The following is a 3,734-nucleotide window of genomic DNA, read 5'->3' as shown; positions in this document are numbered from 1 at the left end:
AGTACCGATGAACGGAGGTTTGAGATGGATGCCCTCTAGCAAGGCTCGATCTTGAGCCTTACCCAAGATGCTCAGCACGCCTGCTTGTCCAGGGCTGATGATTACAAAGGCATTGAGCACCAGAATCACGATCCCAGCAAGGATCACGCCGCCAAGGGCTTGAAAACTGGATTGATTACGCACGGTGGTTACTCCTTAACATCCTGTCACTCGGCAAGTTCATTGTACAGGGTAGTTTGCGGCTAAAAAGGCTAGAATCGACGCAACGGGATCAATTTTCTCGCACAATCCTATGACGAAACAAACTTCACTGCTGACCTCCATTGGCATTATTGTGGCTGGCTTGGGGCTTACCTATGCCCCCTTACCTGGCATTAGCCAGACGATCGTGGTTGCTTCTGGTTCAGAGTTAGAGGAACCCCTAAAGGTGTTGGAGCAGAAGTTTGAACAAGCAAACCCTTCCATCAAGGTCGAGGTCAAAATCCAGGGATCCCAAGAACTGCTCACCAAGTATTTGGATGATAAGAATGATGTGGATCCAACAGTGTTGATTCCTGCCAATGGTCAGATTCTTCAGGAACTAAGCGATCGCTGGAAGTCTCAGAATTCTGATGAACCCTTCTACGAGCAGCCTCGTCCCCTAGCCAAAACGGTGTTGGTGGGCATTGCCTGGACGGAGCGAGGACAAGCTCTGTTTCCATCCGGGCGCTTTGAATGGCAGCGGCTAGAGCAGGCGATGCAATCGGGCAGTTGGGCAGCGATCGGCGGCAAACCGGAGTGGGGTAGCTTTGACTTTATGACTACAGACCCGTCTCGCTCTAACAGTGGTCAATTGACCCTGAGTCTGTGGGCGCAGTCAAAGTTGGGATCCCCTGCTAATCCGTCAACGTTAAATGATCCCCGGTTAGCCCCCCTGTTCAGCTTGGTAAAGCGATCGGTCTATCAGCCCCCCCGATCAACAGACATCTTGCTGCAAGAATTTATAACCCGCGGCCCCAACGATGCCGATGTGGCAACGGTTTATGAGAGTATTGCCCTCTATCGTTGGCAACAATCAGGAGCCAACCAGGGCAAGCCCTACCAGATCTACTACCTGGATCCAACGGTTGAAACTGTGTCTACAGCGGCAATCGTCCGGCGTAATGTCAGCGCTGGCAAAGCTAAGGCTGCCCAGAAATTTCTCGATTTTCTCTCCCAACCTGACCAGCAAGCCGTATTTGTGCAATTTGGATTCCGCCCCGTCAACAGTTCTATAGATTTGAAATCAGTGCCCAATAGCCCTTGGAACCAGAACATCCCTGGTGCAGAAGTAACGCTGCCTGGACAGGTGACTCCTGCACCTGATCGTCAAACCCTCAACGAAGTCATTCGCCTGTGGGAACGTGCCAATTAGTTCAGAACCTTTAGCCCCTTGGCGATCGCCCCTAGCACGGGCACTGCACCGCAACCGCTCCCTGATTTACAGTCGCTATCTACAACTGGCAACGGTGACACCCGATGGCTTCCCGGCCTGTCGCACGGTCGTGTTTCGAGGCTTCCGTGAGGGTACGAACCAGCTTCAGATCATCACCGATCGCCGTAGCCAAAAAATTCAGCACATTGCCCATCAACCCAAGGCTGAGGTGTGCTGGTATTTCCCCAAAACCCGCGAACAGTTCCGCTTAGCAGGTCACTTGCTGGTAGTAGATAAAGATAACTCGGATCTTGAGTTGCAGGAAGCGCGGAACCATCTGTGGCAAACCATTTCTGAGGCGGCCCGATCGCAATTTGCTTCCCCACCCCCTGATCAGCCCTGGGATCCTAACCAGCCTGTGATCTCAGAGCCACCCGATGCCTTCACGCCCTTAGACACGTTTTGCTTGGTATTGCTACTGCCCGATCGGGTTGATCACTTAGAACTGCGGGGCAGTCCCCAAACTCGTCATCGCTACACCTATGATCCCCACGATGGTTGGACTGCTCTCGCCATCAATCCCTAGGGCTAACGACTCAGGCTACAAGTTGCCCTTGTCCCCTTAGTTCCTTTGCCAAATCCTTTTCATAATCCTTTTCATAAGGTAGGGCAGTTGTGCACAACGCTGTACGCCTTAGAGGGCTGCAATGTGGCTATGTCAACACCACAGGCAAATTTATGGTCAGACCTCGGTTGCCAATGCTTAGCGGTGGCTCTTTTTCTGGAGGATTGGCGGCGATTACCCGTCCAGTTTATCGAGGCTACATTGTCGATGCTGACATCAATCTGGAGGGGAACTACGTGTAGCAACAGCAAAAACCCTACCCTGACGACCATACAGGTTTGGTGGTGACAATGATCAGGTGACCATAAAAAAGTCATGCAGTTCTGGTGACTTGCTGCCCATTCGGGGGGCTAGCGTGTGAGAATAGAGAGCATTGTTGAGGGCGGATGTGCATCCGCGATCGTGTCTAGGACTGTGTAGGGAGAAGGGCGTGAGTCAGGCATTTGATTACGATTTAGTGATTTTAGGCGCGGGTGTTGGTGGTCATGGTGCAGCGCTGCACGCGGTCAGTTGTGGGCTAAAGACCGCGATCGTTGAAGCAGCAGACATGGGGGGCACCTGTGTCAACCGGGGGTGCATTCCCTCTAAGGCCCTGTTAGCAGCATCAGGACGAGTACGCGAACTACGCAATGCTGAGCACTTGAAGGCTCTAGGGGTACACGTGGGATCCGTGGAGTTCGATCGGGGGGCGATCGCCAATCATGCCAGCACCTTGGTCAACAAAATTCGTACTGATATGGGCAACAGCCTGAAGCGCCTGGGTGTGGACGTAATCCAGGGTTGGGGTAAAGTAGCGGGCATCCAGAAAGTCACTGTGGAAACTGCTAGCGGCAACAAGAGCCTTAGTGCCAAGGACATCATTCTCGCTCCTGGCTCCATACCCTTTGTGCCTCCAGGCATCGAGATTGATGGCAAAACTGTATTCACCAGTGACGATGGACTAAAACTGGAATGGTTGCCTAACTGGGTTGCCATCATTGGCAGTGGCTATATCGGGCTAGAGTTTTCTGACATTTACTCGGCTCTGGGCTGTGAAATCACCATGATTGAAGCGCTAGATCAGCTGATGCCAGGATTTGACCCTGACATTGCCAAAATTGCTGAACGGATTCTGATTAAGCCCCGCGACATTGAGACGAGGGTAGGGGTGTTGGCAAAACGAGTGATTCCAGGATCGCCCGTGGTGATTGAGCTAGCCGATGCCAAGAGCAAGGAAACTGTTGAGGTATTGGAGGTGGATGCTTGCCTGGTCGCTACGGGCCGTATTCCTGCTACTAAGAACCTAGGATTAGAAACCGTGGGTGTAGACACCGATCGTCGGGGCTTTATTCCAGTAGATGGAGGAATGCGCGTACTGAAGGATGGTCAACCCGTGCCCCACCTGTGGGCGATTGGCGATGCCAACGGCAAGATGATGTTAGCGCACGCTGCTTCAGCCCAGGGAATTACGGCTGTTGAGAACATCTGCAATCGTCCCCGCCAGGTTGACTACCGCAGCATTCCGGCTGCTGCCTTCACCCATCCCGAAATTGGGTTTGTAGGGCTAACGGAACCTGCCGCCAAGGAACTAGCCGCTAGTGAAGGCTTTACAGTCAATTCCGTGCGTACCTATTTTAAGGGCAACTCTAAGGCGATCGCAGAAGGAGAGACAGAGGGCATTGCCAAAGTAATCTTTCGGGAAGATACGGGCGAGTTGCTGGGTGCCCACATCATTGG

Annotated in this window: 5 protein-coding genes; 4 read left to right on the top strand and 1 reads right to left on the bottom strand. The window is 52.8% G+C overall.

Annotated elements, in window-relative coordinates; translation table 11 throughout:
• The coding region (locus tag NZ772_15500) for a prohibitin family protein (protein MCS6814961.1) at nt 1-183 on the bottom strand (183 nt) is incomplete at its 3' end.
• A 109-nt stretch (nt 184-292) separates the two neighbouring features.
• On the opposite strand from NZ772_15500, the gene NZ772_15495 reads away from it, so the two are divergent.
• The 4 genes from NZ772_15495 to NZ772_15480 all read left to right on the top strand — a co-directional run.
• Nucleotides 293-1,393 carry a substrate-binding domain-containing protein gene (locus NZ772_15495; GenBank protein ID MCS6814960.1) on the top strand — a complete coding sequence of 367 codons (1,101 nt, stop codon included), beginning with the start codon at nt 293-295 and terminating at the stop codon, nt 1,391-1,393.
• Nucleotides 1,383-1,979, top strand: a complete 597-nt coding sequence (locus tag NZ772_15490) for a pyridoxamine 5'-phosphate oxidase family protein (protein MCS6814959.1) — start codon at nt 1,383-1,385, stop codon at nt 1,977-1,979. Before NZ772_15495 ends, NZ772_15490 begins: the two co-directional genes overlap by 11 nt.
• Before the next feature lie 89 nt (nt 1,980-2,068).
• A complete protein-coding gene (locus NZ772_15485; protein ID MCS6814958.1) occupies nt 2,069-2,260 on the top strand; it encodes a hypothetical protein in 192 nt (63 codons plus the stop codon).
• 188 nt (nt 2,261-2,448) lie between these two features.
• Nucleotides 2,449-3,734 (top strand): dihydrolipoyl dehydrogenase (locus NZ772_15480; protein ID MCS6814957.1); only part of this gene is annotated, 1,286 nt, incomplete at its 3' end.

It is taken from the genome of Cyanobacteriota bacterium (assembly GCA_025054735.1).
GTDB lineage: Bacteria > Cyanobacteriota > Cyanobacteriia > SKYG9 > SKYG9 > SKYG9.
The sequence above is the reverse complement of the archived record's forward strand: the minus strand, read 5'-3'. Positions and strand labels throughout refer to the sequence as shown.